The sequence below is a fragment of the Variovorax restrictus genome (assembly GCF_051216715.1).
Classification (GTDB): domain Bacteria; phylum Pseudomonadota; class Gammaproteobacteria; order Burkholderiales; family Burkholderiaceae_C; genus Variovorax.
In genome coordinates this window covers 799,480-818,184 of sequence record NZ_JBPJZH010000002.1, presented here as the reverse complement: position 1 = coordinate 818,184, position 18,705 = coordinate 799,480, and the positions used below count along the sequence as shown (strand labels likewise).

Genomic DNA, 18,705 nt, shown 5'->3' with positions numbered 1-18,705 from the left:
GGCGGGTCGGCATTGGGTCAGCGGCTGGAAGGGCGTCAGGCTCCCGGGCGTGACCTCGTCCGGCGTCGGCCCGCATTCTGCACGTGACCGATGAGGACGACGAAGATCACTTGTTCGGTTGCGGCGTGACGCGCAGGTAAGGCCGCACGGCCTTGAAGCCCTTGGGGAAGCGCGCCGCCAGTTCGGCCGGGTCCTGGATGCTCGGGATGATGACCACGTCGTCGCCGTCCTTCCAGTTGGCAGGGGTCGCGACCTTGTGGCTGTCGGTGAGCTGCAGCGAATCGATGACGCGCAGGATCTCGTCGAAGTTGCGGCCGGTGCTCGCCGGGTAGGTCAGCGTGGTGCGGATGACGTGCTTCGGGTCGATGATGAACACGCTGCGCACGGTGGCGGTGGCCGACGCGTTCGGATGGATCATGTCGTACAGGTCGGCGACCTTGCGGTCGGCATCGGCCAGGATCGGGAAGTTGACCGTGGTGGCCTGCGTTTCGTTGATGTCGGCGATCCATTCCTTGTGCTTGCCCACCGGGTCGACACTGACCGCGATCGGCTTCACGCCCCGCTTGGCGAATTCGGTGGCCAGCGCGGCCGTCTTGCCCAGTTCGGTGGTGCAGACCGGCGTGAAGTCCGCCGGATGCGAGAACAGCACCACCCACGAATCGCCGGCCCACGCATGAAAGCTGATGGGGCCGTCGCTGGAATCCTGCTGGAAATCGGGGGCGATGTCGCCGAGTCGGAGGGTGGCCATGGTCGATGCTCCTGGGTTGGAACCCCGATTGTGGGAAGCCTCGCTCGGATAACAAACGAATATCTGCTTGTTTGTTTATCCCGGTTTGGGAATAAGGCTTGCTCGCTCGTTCATTTCCTTGCAGGGCGCCAGCGCGTGCGGCTCGTCCCCATCGAGGTGATCCGCCAGGAAGTCGATGAGGTGACGCACGGCAGGGACCTGGGCACGGCGTGGCGCGAACATCGCGTGCACGATGCCGGCCGGGGGCGTCCAACCGGGCAGCAGTTCCACCAGCTCGCCGCTCTTGATCTCGTGCCGACACATGTAGTCCGGAAGCATCCCGGCCCCGATGCCACCGACGATCGCCGACTTCAAGGCCAGCAGGTCGTCGGCCACGAAGCGCGGCTGGTGCGGCACCTGGTGCAGCGTGCCGTCCGGCCCGTGGAGCGGCAGCATCGCCCGCCCGTCGCCGGCCGCCATGGCCACGGTGTCGATACGAAGCAGGTCTTCCAGCCCCTTGAGCTGCCCCTGGTGCGCCATGCGCTGCGGGCTGATCACCAGCAGGCCGCGGCTGATGCCGAAGCGGCGCGCCGACAGCGTGGCGCTGTCCTCGATCGCCGTGCGCACGCGCAGGGCGAGGTCGACGCCGTCCTCCACCGGGTCGACCGGCCGGTTGATCACCCGCATCTCGACCCGCACCAGCGGGTAGCGCCGCATGAAGACCGGCAACAGCGGGCCGACGCTGGCCTGCGCGAGGGTGACCGGGCAGCTGATGCGCACCGTGCCGCGCGGCTCGGTCTGCACGTGCGACACCGCTTCGGCTGCGGCCTGCGCGGCGTCGCGCATCTCGACGCAATGCCGCAGGTACACCTCGCCGGCCGGCGTGAGCGACAGCCGGCGGGTGCTGCGCTGCAGCAGCTGCACGCCGAGCACGGATTCCAGATCGGCGACCCGTCGCGACAAGCGCGACTTGGGGACGCCGAGCGCCTTACTGGCCGCGGTGAAGCCGCCCCGCTCCGCCACTTCGGCGAAGAACACCATGTCGTTGAGATCCTGCATGGCGTGGATTGTCCCAAATCAAGAACGATGTAGCGCAAAACTGGCTACTTATCGCCGACTCACCTCAAAAATAGAATTTTCCTTATGCCGGCCACCGCGCCGACGACTCCAACCGAAAGTGAGCGAACGATCATGAAATTGCTGCAAGTCGACTCCAGCGTGCTGGGCGCCAACTCCGTCTCCCGTCAACTGACCACCGAGATCGTGGCCGAATGGCGTCGCGTGCACCCGGACACCACCGTCGAGCGCCTCGACCTCGCCGTCGACACGCCCAACCACTTCGACGCCAACGCCCTCGGCATCAAGGTCGCCGTGGCCGAGCCCACCGAGGCGCAAAAGCGCGAGAACGCCGTGTCCGAGAAGCTCGTGAGCCAGTTCCTGGCGGCTGACGTGGTCGTGGTCGGCGCCCCGCTCTACAACTTCTCGGTGCCCAGCCAACTGAAGGCCTGGATCGATCGCCTCGCCCAGGTCGGTCGCACCTTCAAGTACACCGAAAAGGGCCCGGTCGGCCTGGCCGGCAGCAAGACCGTGATCGTGGCGTCCACCCGCGGCGGCGTGTATTCGACCAGCGAGGGTGGCCGCGCCCTCGAGCACCAGGAGAGCTACCTGAAGGCGATCTTCGGCTTCTTCGGCATCACCGACGTGCGCATCGTGCGTGCCGAGGGCCTGGCGATGGGCGATGCGGCGAAGGCCTCAGCCATCGAATCGGCCCGCGCGGACATCCGCGCTGTGACCGCCGAGGCCGCGAATCAAGGCGTCGCCACGCTCGCGGCCTGATCGCCCGGCCGTCGGCTGCGGCGGTTGACCAGCACGGTCAGCCCCCACAGCACGACGCCGATGGCCAGCAGGACGGCCGCGATCTGGTACTGCACCACCGCGCGGCCGGTCCACGGCCCCACCAGGAACGCGCACGACAACGCGCCCACCACGGGCAGGAAGGTCGGGGTGCGGAAGTGCTTGTGGTCGACCGGATCGCGCCGCAGCACCAGCACCGCGACATTCACCACCGTGAACACGCACAACAGCAGCAATGCCGTCGTACCGCCCAGCGCCGGCACCCCGCCCACGAAGCCGATCAGGCCAAAGGCCAGCAAGGTCGTGAAGCCGATCGCGACGTAGGGCGTGCGCCGCTTCGCATGCACCTTGCCCAGCGCGTCGGGCAGCACCTTCTCGCGGCTCATGCCGTAAACCAGCCGGCTCGCCATCAGCATGTTGATGAGCGCGCTGTTGGCCACCGCGAACATCGTGATGAAACCGAAGATCCACAGGGGGAAGTTCGGCGCACCCGCCTGCACCACCTTCAGCAAGGGCGTCTCGCCTTCGCCCAGGTCCTCGGGCGACACCAGCGTGATCGCCGAGATCGACACCAGCACGTAGATCACGCCGGTGATGGCCAAGCCGGCGAGCAGCACCTTCGGGAAGATGCGCGAGGGGTCCTTGCACTCCTCGGCCATGTTGACCGAGTCCTCGAAACCGACCATGGCGAAGAAGGCCAGCGTGGTCGCCGCGATGACCGACCAGAAAGCGCCGCCATCCGTCGGCGCCTTGAACTGCGTGATGCGCGACACATCGCCCTGACCCGAGCCGATGGCCCAGGCGCCGATACAGATGATGATCAGCAGGCCGGTCAACTCCACGCAGGTCAGCACCACGTTGGCCTTGACGCTCTCACCCACACCGCGGAAGTTGACGAGCGCGACCACCGCCATGAAGAGCAAGGCAATGCCGGTGATGCCCCAGCCGCCGGTGCCCAGGTCCAGCCCGAAAGCACCGGAGAAGTTGGCGGCGAAGGCGCGCGATGCGGTGGACGCCGAGGTGATGCCCGAGCACATCACCGCGAAGGCCACGATGAAGGTGATGAAGTGGATGCCGAAGGCCTTGTGCGTGTACAGCGCCGCACCAGCGGCACGTGGGTACTTGGTCACGAGCTCGAGGTAGCTGAACGCGGTGACCAGCGCGACGGCGAAGGCCACCAGAAAGGGCAACCACACGACGCCGCCCACCTGCTTGGCCACCTGTCCCGTCAGGGCGTAAATGCCGGTCCCGAGGATGTCGCCGACGATGAAGAGCAACAGCAGCCAAGGCCCCATGACGCGGTGCAGCGCTGGCTCCACCTCGCCCTCGTGCGTGAGAGACGGCGCATCGGTCTGGACCTGGGTCATCGGGCAGCTCCGGAATGAAAGACGGCGTAGTGTCCTGCTGTCACCCGGACTGCGGCTGTCGTGATCGAGCGAAGGGGCGTGTCAGCGAAGGCCCGGTACGCCACCCGATGCTCAGGCGGCGGTGTGCGTCTTCACCCAGGCCACGTACTTGTCGACCCAGCTCTGCAGGAACTGCCGGCTGGCCTCCGACACATGGCCCTTGTCGTCGAACAGGCCTTCCTTGTTCTGGATGAAGGCCTCGGGCTGGCCGAGCGTCGGCACGTCGAGGTAGGCCAGCACGTTGCGCAGATGCTGCTGCGCCAGGGCGGTGCCGATGGCGCCGACCGACACGCCGATCACGCCCGCCGGCTTGCCGCCCCAGACGCTCTGGCCATAGGGGCGAGAGGCATGGTCGATGGCGTTCTTGAGAACGCCGGGGAACGAGCGGTTGTATTCCGGCGTGATGAAGAGCAGGCCCTGGGCTGCGGCGATCTCGGACTTGAGCCGCTTGACGGCCGGCGCCTGGTTGCCGTCGTCGTCCTGGTTGTACAGCGGCAGGTCGCCGATCTCGACATGTTCGAAGGTGAAATCCGACGGCGCCAGGTGGGCGAGCGCGAGCGCGAGCTTGCGGTTGAAGGAATCCTTGCGCAGGCTGCCGATGACGACGGCGATCTTGTAGTGGCTCATGAAATCTCCAGACGATGGGAAGGTGGAAAAAAGAAACGAAGGCTCAGGCCCGCGCCAATGCCTGTTCGACGGCCTGCTGCAGATGCGCCAGCCCGAAGGAGACGTCGACGAAGGTGCCTTCGAGGTAGAAGCTGGGCGTCGCGCGCACGCGCAATTGATCGGCGACCTGCATCTGCTCCTGCACGCGCTGCAGGTACACATGGTCGCGCATCTCGTTTTCGTAGCGCGCCATGTCCAGGCCGACCTGCTGCGCATGGTCGCGCAGGTGCGTCTCGCCCAGCTTGTGCTGGTGCGCGAAGAGCAGGTCGTGGAAAGGCCAGAATTTGCCCTGCGCACCCGCCGCCTCCGCGGCTTCAGCTGCCAGTTCGGCGTTCGGATGCACCTCGCGCAGCGGGAAGTGGCGGAAGACGAAGCGCAACTGCCGGCCGAAATGGTCGTGCAGCATCTTCACGGCCGGCGCCGCCTGGCCGCACGACGGGCATTCGAAGTCCCCGTATTCGATGAGCGTGACGCGCGCATCGGACGGCCCGAGGATGTGGTCGGTGGCCGGGTCCGGCACGAGAAGACGGTTCACGGAGGCGTTCATGGCGATGTCCTTTGAAAGCCCCTGCGAGAGGCGACGTCACGCAGTATGGGCTGCGTCGATGTCGTTGGCGATACCGCGCGATCGCCTGTGTGTGACAGATGAAACCTGCCGCGGTCAGGGACACGGCCGGTTCTGCAGGCTGGCCTGCGTCACGCTGGCACCGGGCGGCACGTCGTCGGTGACCCATACGTTGCCGCCGATGGTGGCGCCCGCCCCGAGCGTGACGCGGCCCAGGATGGTGGCACCGGCGTAGATCACCACGTCGTCTTCCACGATGGGATGGCGCGGCAGGCCCTTTTGCAGGTGGCCGTCCGCACCGAGCGGGAAACGCTTCGCGCCCAGGGTCACGGCTTGGTACACCCGCACGCGCTCGCCGATCACCGCGGTTTCGCCGATCACCACGCCGGTCCCGTGGTCCATGAAGAAACCCGCGCCGATGGTCGCGCCCGGGTGGATGTCGATGCCGGTCTGGCCGTGCGCCAGTTCGGCCACGATGCGCGCCAGCAGCGGCAGGTCGAGCTGGTACAGGCGATGAGCCAGGCGGTGGTGGATCATCGCCAGCACGCCGGGGTAGCACAGCAGCACCTCGTCGACGCTGCGCGCGGCCGGGTCGCCCTGGTAGGCGGCGAGCACGTCGCTGTCGAGCATGCGGCGGATCTGCGGCAGCGAGGCGCCGAAGGCCCGCATCGCGTCGGTGGCGCGCGCGTCGATCGCCGCTTCGTCGATGATCTGCTGGCGGGCGACGTAGCGCAGTTCGAGCTTGGCCTGCGTCAGCAGGCCGAGCAGCGCGGCGTCGAGCGTGTGGCCGACATAGAAGTCTTCGCTCTCGTGACGCAGGTCGGGCGGGCCCAGGCGCATCGGGAACAACGCGCCCTTGAGCGCCTCGACGATCTCGGCGAGCCCCTCGCGGGACGGGAATTCGCGGCCCACAGGCTCGCGCGAGCGCTTCTGCGAATCGCGCCATTCGTTGCGCACATCGCGCAGGGCATGGACGATCTCGTCGACGTCGAAGGAATGCATGGTCGGCTCCGTGCTCGAGGCACGGCGATAGGGAACGGTGGGTGGTTGTAGCGCAAAAGCGCGCTACTGGCAGACCACGGTGCTGTTGACCGGCCGACAGGTGCGGCCGTCGGGCTGCACATAGCGGTCGACCCTGCCCTTCGGGTCGTAGTGGTTGCCCATGTTGTCGCGGCAACCCGAGGCGTCGCAATTGCGCAGGCGCGGGCGCATGTCGCGCGGCGGCGGTGCGGGCCGGGGGTAGTAGCCGCCGCCGTAGCCGGGTGCGCCGTAGCCCTGCCGCCACGCCTCGTCGGCGGCAAGCTGGGCTTCGCGCTGCTGGCGCTCGGCCTGGTCGCGCTCGGCCTGTGCGCGCTGCTCGCCACGCGGGTCGATCACCACCAAGCCGCTGCCACCTGTCGGCGCCGACTGGCGCTGCACCGTCTCGACCGACTCGCGCTGAAGCTGCCGGGCCCGCTCGACGCTGTCGAGCTGTTCCTGACGGCGGTGGTTCTCCTGCACGGTCGACGGCGGCGACGCCTCGGTGTTCAGCACCACCTCGGACTGGCGCTCGCCCTTCGCGCAGCCGCTGTCGGTGTAGCGCACCTTGCCGGCCGCGTCGACGCAACGCACGACCTGTGCGTCGGCAGGCGATGCGAACAGGAGGAACGAAGCAGCCATCGAGGCGGCGAAGGAAAGGGCGCGAAACATGGCGTCACTGTACCGCCGCCTTGTCGCGCACGCGATACGGGGCTGGGGTAAGTCCTTGGGGCGCCCGGCTCGTCCGCCTCTAGTCTGGGCGCGCAAAAGCACGATCGTGCCGAAGCGCCCTCACGCCCCCCAAAAGACGCCCACCCATCGGAGACACCATGGAAACCATGCGCACCCGTTCGTTCCTGCTCACCCTCGTGGCCACCGCCGCCCTCGCTGCCTGTGGCGGCGGGGGCGACGGCGGCTCGTCCGTGCCGCCGCCCGCGCCCGAGGAAACGCGCGTGCAGGACAGCCGCAAGTCCTACGTCCCCGCCGACCCGACGGCCACCACGTTCGCGGCGCTGGCGCCTGCGGCGGGCGACACAGTGGCCCCCGCCTCCACCAGCCGCTGGGCCGGCGTGCTGGGCGGCGCGGCCTATCGCATCGAGGTGCCGCCCAACTGGAACGGCAAGCTGGTGATGTACGCCCACGGCTACGCCGGCACCGGCAACACGCTGGTCGTGAGCAACCCGCAGATACGTCGCCACCTGATCGCCAACGGCTATGCCTGGGCGGCGTCGAGCTACACGAAGAACTACTATGACGTGCGCGTCGGCGTCGAAGACACCAACGCGCTGGCGCTCGCCTTCAACAAAATCGCGGCCGACAACGGCCGCCCGCTGACGGCACCCAGCCGCATCTACATCACAGGCGTGTCGATGGGCGGCCACATCACGGCGGCCGCCATCGAGGACGAGGCCTTCGCCACCGCGAACAACAAGGTCCGCTACAACGGCGCCGTGCCGATGTGCGGCGTGCTAGGCGACACGGAGCTGTTCGACTACTTCGCCGGTGCCCAGGTCACCGCGCAATCCTTGGCTGGCGTGCCGAACCATCCGTTCACGCAGTGGGCCGACATCCAGGCACAGGTGACGGCGGCGCTGTTCACCCAGTTCCCGACCGCACCGGTGACGACCACCACGCTGGGCAACCGCTACAAGTCGGTGCTCGAGAATTTGACCGGTGGCGAGCGGCCCCTGTTCGACCTGAGTCTGGCCTACGGCGGCTCGTTCTCGGCGGTGTGGGGCGTCTTCGGCGGGGACGGCACGATCAACGGCATCCTCAACAAGCCGGTGATCGACACCAACCGCTTCACCTACATCGTCGACAACGACGCCGCCGCGACTGCCACGCTCAACGCCACGGCCCAGAAGCTCACGGCCGACCCGGAGGCGAACCGGCTGCGGCGCGACGGGCTGCGCTGGGTTCCGGTGACGAGCGGCAACATCCGCATCCCGGTGGTCACGCTCCACACGCTGGGCGACCTCTACGTGCCCTTCAGCATGGAGCAGATCTACCAGAAGCGCGTGGCCGCCAAGGGCAACAGCCAGTGGCTGGTGCAGCGCGCCATCCGCGGCGCCACGCACTGCGACTTCACGGTCGCCGAGCAGACCGATGCCTTCGACGCGATGATCCGCTGGGAGCGTGACGGCGTGAAGCCGGCGGGCGACGACGTGGTGACGCCGACCACTGTGGCGCAGCCGAGCTATGGCTGCGCCTTCACCCGCAACACCTTCGGGCCGGACGACTCGTCCAGCACGCAGCAGTTGCGCGGGCTGATCGCCGCCAGCGGCGCCACCTGCCCGGCGCAGTGAGACGAGGCGCCGCGCCGGGCCGTTGGAAGACCTGATCGGCCCGGTCTTTGCCATACTCGCTCGCATGAATACCGCCGTCCTCGTCATCGATGTCCAACAGGGCCTGTGCGAGGGCGACGGCGCCGCCTTTCAGGCAGCGCAGACCATCGAGCGCATCAACCGGGTGACGGCCACGGCCCGCGCGGCCTGTCGCCCGGTGATCTTTATCCAGCACGAGTCGGGTGGCGGCTACCTCGAACACGGCAGCGCCGACTGGCAACTGGCGAACGGCCTCGACGCGCTGCCGACCGACCTGCGCGTGCGCAAGACCGCCGCCGATGCCTTCCACCGCACAACGCTGCAGGACGTGCTGCAGGCGCACGGCATCGACGAGCTGGTGATCTGCGGCATGCACACGGAGTTCTGTGTAGACACGACGACGCGACGTGCCCTCGCGCTGGGCTATCCCGTGACGCTGGTGCAAGACGCGCACACCTCGGCCGGCAATGCGGCGCTGTCGGCGCCGCAGGTGATCGCGCACCACAACCTCACGTTGAGCAACATCGGCAGTTTCGGGCCGCGCGTGCGCCTGGTGGCAGCGGCAGAGCTGCGCTTGGGCAGTTGATCCAGGCCCCTGACGGCCAGACAACCCCGGCCTTCAACGCCTGTTGTCATCCTTGCTGGAAGCGGGGGTGAGATCTTCGTGAAGGCCGAATGCGGCCGACTCGTCGTGCCGCGCGGCCTCGGCGTTCGACTTCTTGTCCAGCATGCGTTCTTTCGGTGCCGGACCGGACACGTCCTCGCCAACGGCGTTCTTCGTCGCAGCGAACTTCTCACCGGCACCGATGTTGTCGGTTCCGCCATCCGTGGTGGGACGGGTACCGTCGCCACTGCCTTTGGGATTGCTCATGGTTGCTCCTCGCTCAGGCGATCAGTCCAAGCCACTGTGCGACCAGCAAGGCGCCGCCTGAACAAACCAGCGCCAGGCCCAGCATGCGCCTCGGCCGCACGGGTCCCAAGGTCGACCCGAAAGTGGCCGCGGTCATTTCTTCACGGCCTCTTCGATCTGGGTTGCCTGTGCCAGCACGCTCAGCTTCTGGTCCGTGGCCTGCTCTTCCTGGAGCGTTGCCGTCAGCAGTTTCACCGCGTCCGCAAAGCCGAGCTTCTTGGCCATCAGGCACAGCGATGTGTAGCTGGCAATCTCATAGTGTTCTGCCTTCTGCGCCGACCCGATCAGCGCGGCGTCGAGGACTGGCCCCTCTTCGACCTGGTCGATCATCGACGTGGCCTCTTCGATCAAACCTTCCATGCCATCGCACTTGATGCGCTTGAGCTTGAAGCCGCAGAGTTCGGCGACCTGTTCGATACGTTCGACCTGGCCGCGGGTTTCTTCGAGGTGCGTTTCGAAGGCAGCAGCCAGCTGCGGATCCGTCGCAGCCTTGGCCATCTTCGGCAGAGACCGGGTCATCTGCTTCTCCGCGCTGTAGGTGTCGGAGATCTCGTGAATGAAAAGTTCGGAAACGGTCTTGATAGGCATAGAACCTCCTAAGGTTGAAGCGAGTTGACGGAAATTTGGGAACGGGGATCGAGTCGAGTTGTTGGCGCAGCGGCGACGTCGTCGTGCGCGTCCCTCGCGCCGACGCCTCGAGGCCCTTCCCTTTCAGACCTTGTTCAGTTGGCTGTCGAGCTGGTCCAACGCCGCGTCCTCGGACATGCCCAGTTCCGCGCCGGTCTGCGGGTCACTGGTGGGATCCGAGGCGGTACGCTGCGCCATCTGCATGACGACGGCCTCCTCTTCGGGCGTGAGTTCGACCGTCGGCTCGCCACTGCCCCCATCGACGGCCATCTGCTCGTCCGGTTCGCTCCGCACCTCCCAGAGGGGGCCACTGTTCCAGGATCCCTGCACGTCGTCGCCCTTGGACATGTCGAAGTAGACGCTGGCGAATTCGGGCTTGCCGGGCAGCTTGCCCGGCGGGAAGTTGGGCGAGATCGAATAGAGCGCCTTCTCGAAAGACTTTTGATGGGCGATCTCTCGCGTCATCAGAAAGCCGAGTGCGTCCTTCACACCAGGATCGTCCGTCAGATTGATGAGCCGTTCGTAGACGATCTTTGCGCGAGCCTCGGCCGCGATGTTGGAGCGCAGATCCGCGGTCGGCTCGCCGATGCTGTCCACGTACGCCGCGGTCCACGGCACGCCAGCGGAGTTCACCAAGGCCGGACCGCCGCCATAGAGCACCTGGGTTACGTGGCTGTCATTGCCCGCGCCGGTGAGGCTGCGATACATCTCAGCCTCGGTGTCCACACCTTCCGCCAGCCTGCCCTTGGCGCCCTTGTTCAGCATGGCCACCATGGTTCCGATGACTTCGAGATGACTGAGTTCTTCGGTCGCGATATCGAACAGCATGTCCTTGCGACCCGGATCGTCTTCGCCGATCGCCTGAGTGAAGTAACGACAGGCCGCCGCCAGCTCGCCTTGCGCGCCGCCGAACTGTTCGAGCATGAGATTCGCAAGGCCCGGATTGGTCTCGCTGACGCGCAGCGTGTATTGCAGGCGCTTGTTGTGAGAAAACATGGTGGAATCCTTCAATTGGTGAATGGAGCGCAGAACCGCGCCCATGCAATTAGGATGCAGGCAGATTTTGAGCAGCATGTAAGCCATTCGCCATAAGCCACGCCGGTATTTTTAGGACTCGACGCTTCTTTTCAAAAGCGAACGGCACAATTCACCCCGTTTAATTCAATTCCACTCTCACGAAATCGAGCGACTCGCATTAACGCAGATTAAATAGCAGCGTAAGCAGATGAAAGGCGTCGATACACAGCGCGCGCCCTTGTGACGTGCCCGCTAACCCGATCGCGCGGTGAGCCCCGCCCCTGCGAGCAAGGGCCGGCATGCTGGCCAGACCCACACCGCCCGTGTGATCCAGCCCGCGCGATGATTCGAAAGTGACGAACAGTTCCGGCGCCATTCAATGCGCGGGGCGGCCCGTTCTATGGCATCGATGTCAGGAGGCGCGCGTTAAAGCGAGACCGTTTGCATCCGTGGAGCGGAACGCTTCCTGTCGCCCACCGAGCGTGCGCAGATAGATCGCCAATTCCTCGAAATGAATGGGCTTTTGAAGAATGCATGAAAAGGCCATCGCAAAAGCGGGGTCGTCCTGGATGTCCTGAACCGAGCTGGCGGTGACGGCGACCAGGACGAGCGCAGGCAAGGCATCACGCAGCTGACCCGCCAACATGTTTCCCGGCGCGTTTCGCGGTTTGATATCTACCAGGGCGACATCGAAGGTCTCCTCGAGGACCGCATTGCATGCCTGTGCCGAGGAATACACGACCCGCACGGCGTGCTCATCCGCCAGCAGCTCTGCGAGAAGGTCCGCCGCCGCTTCGTTGTCGTCGACGACCAGGACCTTCACTGCTCACGCCACCGTTTCAGTTTGCGCAGGCGCGAGCAGGTGCAGCATGGCACCGCATCGAGCCGTTGCGCTCCGGGTTGTCGAATCCTTGGATCCGCAGGGCTGCGGCGTGGCCCTCATGGCCAAGCCGCGCTTCGAACTCGCCGGCATATCGCCGTTGTTCGTCGGTCAGGGCACGTTTGGCGCAAATCGCGCCAGCCACCGCCAGAAGCAGTGGATCCGAGAATCCGTATCCGCCGATCTTTTGGAGAAGGTTGCTTCTCCACTGAGGTGTGTCCGGCGCCATCAAAGGTCTCTCCTCACCTGGGTGCGCGCAAGCTGCGCAGCGGCTTGGAGACTCTGGGCCGTCTGCGTCGCGGCGTCGGGCGTCATCGTGACGGCGACCCCGTCGGGTCCATCCAGAATCACCAGACCATCCTCGGCCGAGGCATGACCGGCATCTTCGCGCGGCTTATCCGCGTGGCTTCGAGTCATTGCAACCCTCCTTCGCGCCGATCGCTCGGGCAGCTGTTCGATCGTTGAGGAAAAGAAAGGCGGGGTCGAAAAAGGCATGCGCAACCAGGGCCTTGAGGTCGATGATGTCGACCCGCGACCCACGCACGCTGCACATGTTCGAATCCCGAAGCTGACGCAGCACCCGACTGACATGCACGTTGGTGAGACCGCACGCCTCGCCAATATCGGTTTGCGTCATAGGCAGTGTGAAAGCGTCTCCCTCCGAGGCGGCAATCGCCAACAGACGAGCATTCATCTCACACAAGAAGTGCGCGACGCGTTGCGAGGCATTGAGGCTGGCCAGCCGGTAGATCCACTGGCGGTGCTGGGCTGCATCGAGCAGCGTCAGAAACCAGAGCCGCCGTGTGAGCCGGTTATCGGAGGCCTGGATCGCTTCCAGCGACGCATGGGGGAAGACGGCGACCCGGACCTGGGTAAGTGCCGCGACGTCATGGTCCAACTTTTCCAGGGGATAGGCGTGCAGATCAACGAAGTCCCCGGGCACGTGCAAGCCCACCAAATGCCGTCGCCCATCCGGGGCGTCGATATGTCGGCTCATCAGCCCATCGACGAGCAGCAGACTGATGTCAACCTTCACCCCTTGGCGGACGACCACGTGCCCTGGGTCGTAGGTCTGCGTGCGCTCGATCGCGCTTTCCAGCAGCGCGCGCTCCGCGTGCGAGATTTCTGAAGCGTTGTTGCGAAGGACGTTTTGAGTCAGCATGGCATTCCCGACGCCGAGAGTGCATCCTCACGCCCGGGCGTGCATTAACACAGGTTAAGTTGCGATACCGTTTCAGGGTCCACGAAGCGCCCGACGTGCCATCGCGACGCAACGCCTCAGCTCAGCGCGCTGGCGGCACCGGGCGGGCGGGCGCCGATCCCTTGTTCGAGCGAGACGCTGGCTCACCGGTCGCCGAGCCCTGACCCGTCGACAGGCCGCCTTCGGTGCCGCTGCCCGGCGTCTTGCCGCTTTGCATTCGCGCCCGCGCTTGCGCTTCGTCGCCCACCAGCTTTCCGCCATCGGCGCCGCTCATGTTCGGTTGACCGGGCCGGATGGCCGCGCCAGCTTTAGGTGCCGTGGTGTCGGATGGCGAAACGGTCCCTTTGGGGTTACCAGTCGACTGCGACTGCGCGCCCAAGGCGACAGTCAGGCCGGTCACAAACGCAAGTGCCATGCGCGCAGTTCGGGCGTGCTTGAGCGGGTAAGACATGGTTTCTCCTTCGACGGTGAGGGCCGACTCACGGCAGCGAGAGCGGGCGATCTACACAAGCCATCATTCAAGCGATGAACCGGGCCAATGGCCGGCGTGCATCACGCCTGTCGAAGGTAGGACGGCGCCGCGTGCACAGCGCTGCAGAAGGCATGGCGGCTGCGCCCGGCACCCCTTGCCATGAGGCCACTACGCGCCGATGGTCGGCTGCCGGCCATCAGGAGAACAGCCACACCATGCTTCCGGGTGGGGTCACTTGTTGGTGTAGATCTGGTCGAACGACGCGTTGTCCGCGAAGTGCGCCTTGTCGGCCTTCTCCCAGCCCCCGAAGGCCTGGTCGATGGTGAACAGCGTCAGCTTGGGGAACTGCTTGTCGTATTTCGCCTTGGCCTTGTCGGAGGTCGGGCGGTAGTAGTTGCGCCCGGCGATGTCCTGGCCTTCGTCCGAGTAGAGGTACTTCAGGTATTCCTCGGCGACGGCACGCGTGCCCTTCTTGTCGACCACCTTGTCGACGAACGTCACGGTGGGCTCCGCCAGGATGCTGATCGAGGGCGCGACGATGTCGAACTTGTCGGGGCCGAATTCCTTGAGCGCCAGGTAGGCCTCGTTCTCCCAGGCCAGCAGCACGTCGCCGACGCCACGCTGGACGAAGGTGATGGTCGAGCCGCGGGCGCCGGTGTCGAGCACCGGCACGTTCTTGTAGAGCTTGGCGACGAAGTCCTTGGCCTTGCTGTCACCACCGTCTGGACCGCCGTATTTGCGCTTGGCGAATTCCCAGGCGGCCAGGTAGTTCCAGCGGGCGCCGCCCGAGGTCTTCGGGTTGGGGGTGATCACCTGAACGCCGGGCTTGATGAGGTCGTCCCAGTCCTTCAGGCCCTTGGGGTTGCCCTTCTTCACCAGGAACACGATGGTCGACGTGTACGGCGCCGAGTTGTGCGGCAGGCGCTTCTGCCAGTCGGCCTTGACCAAGCCGCCGTGCTTGACCAGCGCGTCGGTGTCGCCGGCCAGCGCCAGCGTGGCGACGTCGGCGTCAATGCCGTCGATGATCGAGCGCGCCTGCTTGCCCGAGCCGCCGTGCGACTGCTTGATCACCACGTCCTGCCCGGTCTTGCCCTTCCAGTAGGTGGCGAAGGCCTTGTTGTAGTCGACGTACAGCTCGCGCGTCGGGTCGTACGACACGTTGAGCAGGGTCACCATCTGGGCGAAGGCGGGCACGGCCGAAAGGGCCATGGCGCTTGCGAAGGCGGCGCCGAGGGAAAGCTTGATAAAGTCGCGGCGATGGCTCATGGGGGTCTGCTCTCTGTTCTGCGCAAGGGGCATATCGATGAAGTCGCCGATTCTGGATACGGCATAAGGAACAGGGAACGACCGAGTTCTCAGTTCTAAATAGCGAAATCAACTAAGCGGGCGCCGCACAGCGGCACGCCCGACAACCCACACACGAAGGCAAAACAAAATGGCACGCATGGTCCAGTGCATCAAGCTCGGCAAAGAGGCAGAGGGGCTCGACTTTCCGCCCTACCCTGGCGACCTCGGCAAACGCCTGTGGGAAAACGTCAGCAAGGAAGCATGGGCCGCCTGGCTCAAGCAACAGACGATGTTGGTGAACGAGAACCGCCTGAACCTGGCCGACCAGCGCGCCCGCGAATACCTCAAGCGCCAGATGGAGAAGCACTTCTTCGGCGAAGGCGCCGACGTGGCGCAAGGCTACGTCCCGCCCACGGCCTGACACGATGGCCGAGCCGGTCGCCTGGCGCGCCGAGAGCGTGGCCGGGGCATGGGCCGGTCGGCCGCAGTGGAGCGTTCTTCAGGTCGGCTTCGGGGTCGGTCTGAACTTTTTGGCGACGTGGCAGGCGTGGCGCGACGACCCGCAGCGGCCACGCATGCTGCATGTCGTGGCCATCGAGGCGCATCCGGTGTCGAGCGACGAGTTGCTGCGCGCGGCGGGCGCCGACCCACAATTTTCCGAACTCGCCACGTTGCTCGCAGCGCAATGGCACGGGCTGCTGCGCGGCTTCCATCGCTTGTCGTTCGATGGTGGCCATGTGCTGCTCACGCTGTGCATCGGCGACGTGCCGACGATGTTGCGCGCGCAGCGCTTCGAGGCCGACGCCATCGTTCTCGACGGCTCCAGCCTGGAGTCGAACCCGGCTTTGTGGACGCCCGACACGCTCAAAGCCGTGTCCCGCTTCGCGCGGGTCGGCACCCGCATCGCCACGTCGAGCAGCGCGCAACAGGTGCGCGACACGCTGGCGCACAACGGCTTCACCGTGCATAGGTCGACAGGTCGCGACGGCCTCGAAGCCGAGTTCGCACCGACGTGGACCGTGCGGCGGCGCGCACCGGTGGCCGAGGTGGCGACGCCCGGCCACTGCGCCGTGATCGGGGCCGGCCTGGCTGGTGCGGCCGTGGCGGCCAGCCTGGCCCGCCGCGGTTGGCGCGTGACGGTGCTCGACGCTGCCGAGCAACCCGCCGCCGGTGCCTCCGGCGTACCGGCCGCCGTGTTCGCGCCGCATGTCTCGCCTGACGACGCCCTGCTCTCGCGGCTCACGCGCGCGGGCCTGCGGCTGACATTGCAAGCGTTGCACGACAGGCTCGAGGAAGGCGTCGACTGGCGCGCCAGCGGCGTGATCGAGCGGCGCGCGCCGGTTGATGAGCGGCTGCCGATCGGTTGGTCGGCGGAAGGGCCGAACGAATCGTGGCGCGCCGATGCGGGGCGACTGCAATCGGCCGGACTGCCCAACGAGACCACAGCGCTCTGGCATGCTGGCGGCGGCTGGGCCAAGCCGGCGCGTCTCGTGGCGGCCTGGCTCGCGCAGCCGGGTGTGACGGTGCGCTGCGGCGCGCGTGTGGCGCGCATCGAGGCCAGTACGGACTCAACCGGCTTGCAGCTTTTCGACGCTGAAGGCCGGTTGCTCGTCGAAGCCGACCGCGTCGTGATCGCCGCGGGCTTCGAGAGCACCGCATTGGCCCCACACCTGACCCTGCAACCCGTGCGCGGCCAGGTCGCGTGGGGCAGCATGAACTTGGCGCCCGAACTGCCCCCGACACCGCTCAACGGCGACGGCCACTTCATCGCCCATGTGCCCGATGCCGACGGCGCCTTCTGGCTGACCGGCGCCACCTTCGACCGCGACAGCTGCGACGCATCGACGCACGACGTCGACACCGCGGCCAACCGTGGACGTCTTGCACGGCTGCACCCCGGCGCGGCGGCGATGCTGGGCGATGCGTTCTCGCAAGGCAAAGTGCAGGCCTGGGCCGGCGTGCGCTGCGCATCGCACGACCGTCGCCCGCTCGTCGGCCCCTGCGATCCGCAGATGCCGCACGGCCCCTGGCTGTGCAGCGCGCTCGGCTCGCGCGGCCTCAGCTTCGCGGTGCTGTGCGCCGAACTGCTGGTAGCGCGCTGGCATGTCGAACCGCTGCCGGTGCCGGCGAAACTGGCCGACGCGCTCGACACGGCCCGTGCAGCACAGCGGGCGGTTTCTGCTCCGCGAACGCGTTCGCATCGCGCCTAGGCGCAGTGCTCACGCAGATGATGAACGTCTGGCACAAGCGACTCAGTACGTCACCTCGGCGGGGTTCACGTCCAGCGCCCAGGCCATCGCCGCCAGGTGCGATGCATTGACCTTCTCGGTGCTCAGTCCGATTGATGCCGCCAGCGCGGCAGCCTCTGCGGCGTCGATCTCGCAGGATTCGGCCAGCGCGACGAACGGGCCGTAGATGCCGCCGCGGGTGCGCACGGCGTCCTGCACTGCTTCGGGCAATTGCACCTTGGCCAGCACCTCTTCCATGGGGACGCCCAGCACCCGGTCGATCAGCGAGAACATGCCCGACACGAACAGGTTGTTGGACTCGTCCGCCGGCAGCGTGCCTTGTCCCATCAGCTCGACGAAGCGGCCGCGCATGATGGCCTTCTTCGTCATGTACGCCATGGCGCTGGCCTTGGTGCTGGTCGCCAGCAGCAGCGACAGCCAGCGGAACAGTGGCCCGAAGCCGAGCAGCGCCACCGCGTGGTGCAGCGAATGCACCTCGACGTTGTGGCCCATAGTCAGCGTGTTGATGTGGTGCAGCAGGCGGGCCGTGAGTGCCTGGTCGTGCGCGAGCGCCGCCTCGATGGCGCGCACGTCCTCGTTGCGCTGGATCATCTGCATCACGCGGATGATCAGTACCGATTCGGGCTGCAGCGCCGTGCCCGGCTTCGTCTCGGCCATGATCGCCTCCTTGCCGCGCACGAAAGCGTCGAGCCGGCGGGCGGCGCAGGCGTCGAACTCGGCCCAGCTGCCGATGCGCGTCGCGATCGGGTGGATGGCCGGCTTGCCCGGCCCGCGCAGCTGCCGCGCGCGGTCGACCATGTCCCTGGGCCCGTCGCCCACATCCAGATGCGTGATGAGGGCGAGTGCGCCGAAGGGGTCCGGCGCTTCCGCTTCTTCGACGGACTCGGCCCCGTCGGCTGCGGGTGCCGCGGGCGCGGGTGCGGGTGCGGCCACTACCGGCGGGGCTTCGGGCAAGACCTTCACGTCGCACAGCATGATGCCGAAGCCGCGCTCGCGCAGTGCTTCGACCGTGGGCCAGATCTTCTTGTCCGCCAGTTCGTCCAGCCGCAGGCACAGCACGACGCTCTTGGGCGGCAGCGCCTGCAGTTCCTCGAACGCCAGGCCCTCGGCGGTCGCGTCGAGGTAGACCACCAGCTTGCCGAGCCGCCAGCCCGCCTTGCCGCTGTTGAGGTTCGACGCGACCGTGCGCAGAAGCGCGCGAAAGTCGTCGGACGCGTTGACGCCGCCCGACGCCTCATGCCATTCGAACTTGTAGCCCTTGATGTGCCGTTGCGCATCCAGCTGCAACGCATAGGTGAGAAAGCCCTCGACCGGTTCCGGTGCCGTCGCCACGGGCGGGACATCCGCAGCCGCTGCGGTCGATGACGCGGCCGGGGCCGGGGCGGCCTCGGGCTCGTGCCGCTTGAAGAAACTGAACTGCATCGCTATCGCTCCAGGCCACCGCGTCGGGCGCCTTGCGCACGATGGTAGGCCGCATGCGTGGACGCGAGAACCGAGCAAACA

22 protein-coding genes are annotated in these 18,705 nt (G+C 66.6%); 5 read left to right on the top strand and 17 right to left on the bottom strand.

All coding sequences use genetic code 11. The annotated features are described in order from the left end of the window. Positions 1–106: 106 nt before the first annotated feature. A complete protein-coding gene (locus tag ACSFA0_RS18510) occupies positions 107–748 on the bottom strand; it encodes a peroxiredoxin (protein ID WP_435451722.1) in 642 nt (213 codons plus the stop codon). A 75-nt stretch (positions 749–823) separates the two neighbouring features. Next, positions 824–1,786: a LysR family transcriptional regulator gene (locus tag ACSFA0_RS18505; protein WP_435451721.1), complete on the bottom strand. Its 963-nt coding sequence runs from the start codon at positions 1,784–1,786 to the stop codon at positions 824–826. 132 nt (positions 1,787–1,918) lie between these two features. Here ACSFA0_RS18505 and ACSFA0_RS18500 point away from each other — a divergent pair, with 132 nt between their 5' ends. Next, a complete protein-coding gene (locus tag ACSFA0_RS18500; protein WP_435451720.1) occupies positions 1,919–2,563 on the top strand; it encodes an FMN-dependent NADH-azoreductase in 645 nt (214 codons plus the stop codon). Here ACSFA0_RS18500 and ACSFA0_RS18495 read toward each other — a convergent pair. The 5 genes from ACSFA0_RS18495 to ACSFA0_RS18475 all read right to left on the bottom strand — a co-directional run bounded on the left by ACSFA0_RS18495 (position 2,536) and on the right by ACSFA0_RS18475 (position 6,907). Then, a complete protein-coding gene (locus ACSFA0_RS18495; protein ID WP_435451719.1) occupies positions 2,536–3,948 on the bottom strand; it encodes an APC family permease in 1,413 nt (470 codons plus the stop codon). The two genes, ACSFA0_RS18500 and ACSFA0_RS18495, sit on opposite strands and share 28 nt — an antisense overlap. 111 nt (positions 3,949–4,059) lie before the next feature. Then, on the bottom strand, positions 4,060–4,614 hold the full coding sequence (locus tag ACSFA0_RS18490) for an NADPH-dependent FMN reductase (RefSeq protein ID WP_435451718.1): 555 nt from the start codon (positions 4,612–4,614) through the stop codon (positions 4,060–4,062). Between the two features lie 43 nt (positions 4,615–4,657). Beyond that, positions 4,658–5,200 carry a DsbA family protein gene (locus tag ACSFA0_RS18485; protein ID WP_435451717.1) on the bottom strand — a complete coding sequence of 181 codons (543 nt, stop codon included), beginning with the start codon at positions 5,198–5,200 and terminating at the stop codon, positions 4,658–4,660. Between the two features lie 114 nt (positions 5,201–5,314). Further along, positions 5,315–6,220, bottom strand: coding sequence for a serine O-acetyltransferase EpsC (gene epsC, locus ACSFA0_RS18480; protein WP_435451716.1), 906 nt, complete (start codon positions 6,218–6,220; stop codon positions 5,315–5,317). Positions 6,221–6,283: 63 nt separating this feature from the next. Beyond that, positions 6,284–6,907 (bottom strand): DUF4124 domain-containing protein, encoded by a 624-nt coding sequence (locus tag ACSFA0_RS18475; protein ID WP_435451715.1) that lies wholly within the window; start codon positions 6,905–6,907, stop codon positions 6,284–6,286. A gap of 158 nt (positions 6,908–7,065) precedes the next feature. On the opposite strand from ACSFA0_RS18475, the gene ACSFA0_RS18470 reads away from it, so the two are divergent. Further along, complete coding sequence (locus ACSFA0_RS18470) at positions 7,066–8,541, top strand: alpha/beta hydrolase (protein ID WP_435451714.1); 1,476 nt, start codon at positions 7,066–7,068, stop codon at positions 8,539–8,541. Between the two features lie 64 nt (positions 8,542–8,605). Beyond that, positions 8,606–9,145 (top strand): cysteine hydrolase family protein, encoded by a 540-nt coding sequence (locus tag ACSFA0_RS18465; protein WP_435451713.1) that lies wholly within the window; start codon positions 8,606–8,608, stop codon positions 9,143–9,145. Positions 9,146–9,178: 33 nt separating this feature from the next. Here the strand turns inward: ACSFA0_RS18465 and ACSFA0_RS18460 are convergent, their stop codons facing one another. From ACSFA0_RS18460 to ACSFA0_RS18420, 9 genes are all read right to left on the bottom strand, one after another. Further along, a complete protein-coding gene (locus tag ACSFA0_RS18460) occupies positions 9,179–9,430 on the bottom strand; it encodes a hypothetical protein (RefSeq protein WP_435451712.1) in 252 nt (83 codons plus the stop codon). 132 nt (positions 9,431–9,562) lie between these two features. Continuing rightward, on the bottom strand, positions 9,563–10,057 hold the full coding sequence (locus ACSFA0_RS18455; protein WP_435451711.1) for a YciE/YciF ferroxidase family protein: 495 nt from the start codon (positions 10,055–10,057) through the stop codon (positions 9,563–9,565). 123 nt (positions 10,058–10,180) lie between these two features. Further along, a complete protein-coding gene (locus ACSFA0_RS18450) occupies positions 10,181–11,092 on the bottom strand; it encodes a manganese catalase family protein (protein ID WP_435451928.1) in 912 nt (303 codons plus the stop codon). 433 nt (positions 11,093–11,525) lie between these two features. Continuing rightward, positions 11,526–11,936, bottom strand: a complete 411-nt coding sequence (locus ACSFA0_RS18445) for a response regulator (protein WP_435451710.1) — start codon at positions 11,934–11,936, stop codon at positions 11,526–11,528. Positions 11,937–11,952: 16 nt separating this feature from the next. Further along, complete coding sequence (locus ACSFA0_RS18440) at positions 11,953–12,222, bottom strand: hypothetical protein (RefSeq protein ID WP_435451709.1); 270 nt, start codon at positions 12,220–12,222, stop codon at positions 11,953–11,955. Continuing rightward, on the bottom strand, positions 12,222–12,410 hold the full coding sequence (locus ACSFA0_RS18435) for a hypothetical protein (protein ID WP_435451708.1): 189 nt from the start codon (positions 12,408–12,410) through the stop codon (positions 12,222–12,224). Before ACSFA0_RS18435 ends, ACSFA0_RS18440 begins: the two co-directional genes overlap by 1 nt. Next, positions 12,388–13,155 (bottom strand): Crp/Fnr family transcriptional regulator, encoded by a 768-nt coding sequence (locus ACSFA0_RS18430; protein ID WP_435451707.1) that lies wholly within the window; start codon positions 13,153–13,155, stop codon positions 12,388–12,390. Before ACSFA0_RS18430 ends, ACSFA0_RS18435 begins: the two co-directional genes overlap by 23 nt. Positions 13,156–13,276: 121 nt before the next feature. After that, complete coding sequence (locus ACSFA0_RS18425; RefSeq protein WP_435451706.1) at positions 13,277–13,645, bottom strand: hypothetical protein; 369 nt, start codon at positions 13,643–13,645, stop codon at positions 13,277–13,279. Between the two features lie 252 nt (positions 13,646–13,897). Continuing rightward, on the bottom strand, positions 13,898–14,932 hold the full coding sequence (locus tag ACSFA0_RS18420) for a sulfate ABC transporter substrate-binding protein (RefSeq protein ID WP_435451705.1): 1,035 nt from the start codon (positions 14,930–14,932) through the stop codon (positions 13,898–13,900). A gap of 169 nt (positions 14,933–15,101) precedes the next feature. On the opposite strand from ACSFA0_RS18420, the gene ACSFA0_RS18415 reads away from it, so the two are divergent. Together ACSFA0_RS18415 and mnmC1 are read left to right on the top strand one after the other, a co-directional pair. Next, positions 15,102–15,374 (top strand): oxidative damage protection protein, encoded by a 273-nt coding sequence (locus ACSFA0_RS18415; protein ID WP_435451704.1) that lies wholly within the window; start codon positions 15,102–15,104, stop codon positions 15,372–15,374. Positions 15,375–15,378: 4 nt separating this feature from the next. Next, on the top strand, positions 15,379–17,163 hold the full coding sequence (gene mnmC1, locus ACSFA0_RS18410; RefSeq protein WP_435451703.1) for an FAD-dependent 5-carboxymethylaminomethyl-2-thiouridine(34) oxidoreductase MnmC1: 1,785 nt from the start codon (positions 15,379–15,381) through the stop codon (positions 17,161–17,163). Positions 17,164–17,205: 42 nt separating this feature from the next. Here the strand turns inward: mnmC1 and ACSFA0_RS18405 are convergent, their stop codons facing one another. After that, positions 17,206–18,624, bottom strand: coding sequence for an EAL and HDOD domain-containing protein (locus tag ACSFA0_RS18405; protein WP_435451702.1), 1,419 nt, complete (start codon positions 18,622–18,624; stop codon positions 17,206–17,208). Positions 18,625–18,705 lie beyond the last annotated feature (81 nt).